A 4,316-nucleotide genomic window follows, 5' to 3' on the forward strand; every position below is an offset into this window, starting at 1 on the left:
GCCTGAGCCCGAGCCCGAGCCGGAGCCCGCGCCCGCGCCGCCGGAAGAGCAGCCCGCCTCCGAGGACGGCTCCGCGGCCTCCTCCGAGGAGCCGCAGCCCGACGGCGAGATGCCCATGCCGGAACCGGAGCCCGAGCCGGCCCCCGTGTCCGCGCTGGCGGACAAGAAGAAGCTCGTCCCGCTCATCGTGATGGGCGTGGTGGGGCTGAGCTTCCTCGTGCTGATGATCGCCGTGCTCGCGGGCGCCTGAAGCGCCCTCCCCGGAAACGACAAGGCCCCCGCCGCAAGCGGAGGCCTTGGGGTGCGGCCGCGGACTTTCCGCGCCGCTACCGGCCGGAGGAGATGCGCGCCACCGGCTGGATGTTCAGGTCCGGGGACAGCTCCTGGTAGCTGAGGATGGAGAACGAGGGGTTGAACTCGTACTCCAGCAGCTTGCGCACGTAGCGGCGGATGTCCATCGCCGTGAGGATGACGGGGCGCTGGGCGCTGGGCGGCAGGTGGCCGCACTCGGAACGCACCGCGCCGACGATCTCCTGGGCAATCTCCGGCTCCAGCGCCAGGTGGGCGCCCGCGGAGGTGCGCTTGATGGAGCTGCGGATGGCCTCCTCGATGTTCGGGTCGAGCAGGTACACCACCAGCGTGCCGGTGCCGCGCGCGTACTTGTGGGAGATGTAGCGGCGCAGCGAGGCGCGGACATGCTCGGTGAGCATGACGTTGTCCGCCTCCACCTGGCCGTACTCCGACAGGGCCTGGAGGATGCCGCGCAGGTCGCGGATGGAGAGCTCCTCCTCCACCAGGCGCCCGAGGATGTCCGTGAGCTTGAGCACGTTGACGATCTTCGGGACGACTTCCTTGACGATGGCCGGGAACGCCTTCTCCAGCTGCTCCAGCATCGTCTGCGTCTCCTGCACGCCCACGAACTCACGGGCGTTCTTCCGGAGCACGGCGGCGGTGTGCAGGATGATGTAGCCGGGCACGTCCCAGGTGGTGAGGCCCGCGGACTCGAGCGTCTCCCGGAACTGCTCGGGCACCCACGCGGCCGGCTGGCGCGTCGCGGGGTTGATGGCCTCGAAGCCGGGGATGTTCATCAGCTTGAGGCGCTCCACCGTGTCGTTCACCAGGATGTGGCCCAGGGTGGCCTGGCCGGTGACGACGGGCACTTCGTTGATTTGAATCTGGTAGGCCCCGGGCGGCAGGCCGCCGTTGCCGCGCGCGCGCACGCCGGGGAAGCGCACGCCCAGCTCCACGAAGAGGCCATCGCGCATGAACGGGATGAGCTCGAAGAGGAACTTGCCGCCGTCCTGCCGCGAGTCCACGAAGGGCACCAGCGCGTCGGACACCTCCAGCACGATGGGCGTGACGACGGGGATGAACAGCTCCGAGTCCGGGTTGAGCTGCTCCTTGGGCGGAGGCTCGGAGGACACAGGCGTGCCGAAGCTGGACTCCATCGCGGGGCCGGCTTCCTCGGCGGCCAGCGCCTCGTCGCGCTTGCGCATCATCGTCCAGGCGCCAAAGCCCGCGCCCGCGCCCAGCAGGAAGAAGGGAATCTTGGGGAGACCGGGGATGAGGCCCAGGCCCACGAGCATGGCCGCCGCGATGGCGATGGCCTTCGGGAAGGCGGTGAGCTGCGTGCCCACGTCCTTGCCCAGGTGCGCGCCCTCTTCCTCGCCGCCCACGCGCGTCACCAGGATACCGGCGCAGGTGGAGATGAGGATGGCGGGGATCATGCCGACGAGGCCGTCACCGATGGTGAGCAGCGTGTACTTCTGCGCGGCGTCACCGGCGGACATGCCCTTCTGCGTGACGCCGATGATGAGGCCGCCCACGATGTTGATGACCGTGATGATGATGGACGCGATGGCGTCGCCCTTCACGAACTTCATCGCGCCGTCCATGGCGCCGAAGAGCTGGCTCTCACGCTCCAGGTCGCGGCGCTTCTTCTTCATCTGGTCCTGATCAATCACGCCCGCGCGCAGGTCCGCGTCGATGGACATCTGCTTGCCGGGCATGGCGTCCAGGGTGAAGCGCGCGGCCACTTCCGCGACGCGCTCCGAGCCCTTGGAGATGACGATGAAGTTCACCACCACCAGGATGAGGAAGAGGATGGCGCCGACGACGAAGTTGCCCTGCACCACGAAGTTACCGAACGCGACCACCACTTCACCCGGGTCGCCGGTGAGCAGGATGAGTCGCGTGGTGGAGATGGTCAGCGACAGGCGGAACATCGTCGTGATCAGCAGGATCGTCGGGAACGACGACAGGTACAGCGCGCTGGGCACGTAGAGGGAGATGAGGAGCAGTACCACCGAGATGCTGATGTTCAGCGTCAGCAACACGTCCAGGATGATCGTCGGCAGCGGGACGATCATCATCGCGACGATGGCCACGACGACCACCGCCAGGACAATGTCGGAGTACTTGTTCAGGAAGCTGTTCGGATCGGCGTTGGCCATCGGCGGGGCCATCCTAATCCGTGCGCCCCCCAGAGCCCAAGGGGGGGCCTTCCCTCACCTGTCCGGCGAGGGAGCCTGCGGACAACCTACGAGCGGTCCTCGGGGGCTTCGGATTCCGAAGCCTCGTCCGAGCTCTCCAGGGCCGCGGCGGCCAGCATGCGCGCACGACGGCTCAGGGGGTCCTTGTCCTCGGGGTCCAGCGACACGGCATGCTGGAAGTCACGGGCCGCTTCCGTCGTCCGGCCCTGACGGAGGAACGCCTCGCCCCGGTTGACGAAGGGGGTGATGTCCGTGGGGTCCAGCTCGATGGCGCGGTTGAAGCACGCCACGGCGGTGTCCAGGTCCTCCAGCGCCAGGTGGCACGCGCCCAGGGCGGTCTGGAAGTAGGCCTCCGTCGAGTCCATGGCCGAGAGCTTCTCGAAGATGGCCAGTGACTCGCTGAAGTGTCCGTCCTGGAAGAGGTTGAAGCCCTCCGTGGCCCGTTCGAGCATCTCCGGACCGGACAGGGGCTTCTCGTTGTCGTTCGACACCGTGGCCTTGGATTCAGTCGTCATCGGCGCGTTCACCGGGGCGGGAGCAGCAGCGGCGGGGAGTCTAGCCCGGGGTCCCCGACAGTGCCAGACGGGGACCCTTCCAAGGCACGGGCTGACAGGGACTACTTGTTCTCGTCGATCCGCTCCTGCACCTTCGCCATCACGTCGCTCATCGACTTCTCGATGACGGACTTGAAGATGTACTCGGCGCTGGAGGACTTGTTGAACTCCTTCTTGGCCACGTCTTCAATCTGAGCCTGCGTCGCGTCGGGGTTGGCCGCGATGAACGCGTCCACCTTGGCCTGCGTCGCATTGATGGTGCGGTTGCCCGCGTCCTTGCCAATGCCCGCGAGGAAGCCCAGGTACTTCTTCGACATGTCCGTGACGACCTGCTGACCCAGCTGCTGGGTCTCCTCGGCCGAGCGCTTCTGCGCGGGAGCCTGCTGCTGCGCCGGCGCGGCCGCGGCCTGCTTGAGCTGCGCGCTGAAGGTGTTCAGCTCGCGCATCGCCTGGTTCGACGCGGCGGGGTTCGACTGCGTCGGGCCCGTGGTGCGGGCCGTGGGAGAGAAGGAGGAGGTACGGTTGATCGTGTTGGAGCCCATGGAGCAACCTCGTTCAAAAAAGCGGTTTCCAAGGTTATCGGCAGAGAGCGTAGGAGAGTTTCCGGATCGCGACCAGGGGGGCAAGCGCTTCTGCGAGGCCGGAAACGCTGCCGGCCCCGGACCGGTACTCCCGAAGGAGCACCAGCGCGGGGCCGGAGCGAACCACTCAACCTGGAAGCGACTACTTCAGGTTGTTGATGGCCGCCATCGCCATCTCGTCCATCTTCTTCATGAGGTTCGTGATGGTGCTCATGATCTGCGAGTCCTGCTGAACCTTCTTCTGCGCCTCCAGGAAGCCGCGCTGCTCCGGCGGCGCCTGGGCGATCATGTCGTCCATCGAGGAGCGCTGGGAGTTGGAGGTGCTGATGGCGGTGGAGAGGACGTTCGCGAGGCCGCTGGCCATGGTGTGCTCCTTCAGGAGGACGACGAGGGATTTTGAACGGCGACAGCTACAAAAGGATTATCGAAGGTCGGGGGCCGGAGTTTCCGGGGGATTTCCAGAAATCATTTTTCCCCGCCGCGGCAGCTGAAGGCCGGAAACGCCGCCGGCCCCGGACCGGTACTCCCGAAGGAGCACCAGCGCGGGGCCGGAGCGAACCACCAACCTGGAAGCGACTACTTCAGGTTGTTGATGGCCGCCATCGCCATCTCGTCCATCTTCTTCATGAGGTTCGTGATGGTGCTCATGATCTGCGAGTCCTGCTGAACCTTCTTCTGCGCCTCCAGGA

4 protein-coding genes and 1 pseudogene are annotated in these 4,316 nt (G+C 66.6%); 1 reads left to right on the top strand and 4 read right to left on the bottom strand.

Going from position 1 to position 4,316, the window contains the following annotated elements; genetic code table 11:
• Window positions 1-250: pseudogene (locus D7X55_RS36585) on the top strand (FHA domain-containing protein); the annotation flags it as partial.
• Window positions 251-326: 76 nt separating this feature from the next.
• Here the strand turns inward: D7X55_RS36585 and sctV are convergent.
• The 4 genes from sctV to D7X55_RS36605 all read right to left on the bottom strand — a co-directional run bounded on the left by sctV (window position 327) and on the right by D7X55_RS36605 (window position 3,991).
• Window positions 327-2,453, bottom strand: a complete 2,127-nt coding sequence (gene sctV / locus D7X55_RS36590; protein WP_120553143.1) for a type III secretion system export apparatus subunit SctV — start codon at window positions 2,451-2,453, stop codon at window positions 327-329.
• An 86-nt stretch (window positions 2,454-2,539) separates the two neighbouring features.
• Window positions 2,540-3,007, bottom strand: a complete 468-nt coding sequence (locus D7X55_RS36595; protein ID WP_120553144.1) for a tetratricopeptide repeat protein — start codon at window positions 3,005-3,007, stop codon at window positions 2,540-2,542.
• Window positions 3,008-3,108: 101 nt separating this feature from the next.
• Complete coding sequence (locus D7X55_RS36600) at window positions 3,109-3,588, bottom strand: hypothetical protein (RefSeq protein ID WP_120553145.1); 480 nt, start codon at window positions 3,586-3,588, stop codon at window positions 3,109-3,111.
• 181 nt (window positions 3,589-3,769) lie between these two features.
• Window positions 3,770-3,991, bottom strand: a complete 222-nt coding sequence (locus D7X55_RS36605; RefSeq protein WP_121725455.1) for a hypothetical protein — start codon at window positions 3,989-3,991, stop codon at window positions 3,770-3,772.
• Between the last annotated feature and the right edge of the window lie 325 nt (window positions 3,992-4,316).

The organism is Corallococcus sp. AB049A (genome assembly GCF_003668885.1).
Taxonomy (GTDB): domain Bacteria; phylum Myxococcota; class Myxococcia; order Myxococcales; family Myxococcaceae; genus Corallococcus; species Corallococcus interemptor.